At 41.6% G+C, this 558-nt stretch carries 1 protein-coding gene; it reads right to left on the reverse strand.

Features of this window, described 5'->3' with window-relative positions:
* Positions 1 to 30: 30 nt before the first annotated feature.
* Positions 31 to 558: helix-turn-helix domain-containing protein (locus H5182_RS22065; RefSeq protein WP_182760661.1), on the reverse strand; the 528-nt coding region annotated here is incomplete at its 5' end.

Here is a 558-nt window from a genome sequence, read left to right on the forward strand (position 1 = left end):
CCAAACCGTGCTTCATCTTGAAACCAAACATCAATGCGCTCTAAAGGGAGATGTCCTGGGGTGTGAAGGATCGTTTCCACTTGGAACTTTTTTAAAAGCCTCTTGGCTTTCTTTTGACTGCTTTGACTGCTTTGGGTGCTTAGAACGGCTTGTGATCCAGCGAAACCGACGCTTCTTGAGCAGTTTGTAAATATGATCGGTGTGATATCTAATGTTGAACTGGTCATAAATATACTGAGCAATATCTTCCCCCATTAGTCTGCCTCCTTCTGAAGAACTTGCTGACTGTTTTACATAATCTGACAGTGTATTTAGTTGTTGTGAGGTTAATTTAGCTGGACGACCTTTAATCGGTTTGTTGTTCAAGCCAGCAACGCCATTGTTAAGGTAGTTTGAAACCCATTTAATGACACTGCCGCGCGCTGTATTTAGGCGCTTAGCAATATTCGTTCTGTTTTCACCCTCAAAGAATAATGAAACAGCAAGCAGGCGTATGCGCTTTCTTGCATTAGGCTCTTTACGTGATAAAGCTAAAAGTTGCTTGGATTTTTCTAAGTT

The sequence above is a fragment of the Pseudoalteromonas sp. SG44-17 genome (assembly GCF_014164235.1).
GTDB lineage: Bacteria > Pseudomonadota > Gammaproteobacteria > Enterobacterales > Alteromonadaceae > Pseudoalteromonas > Pseudoalteromonas rhizosphaerae.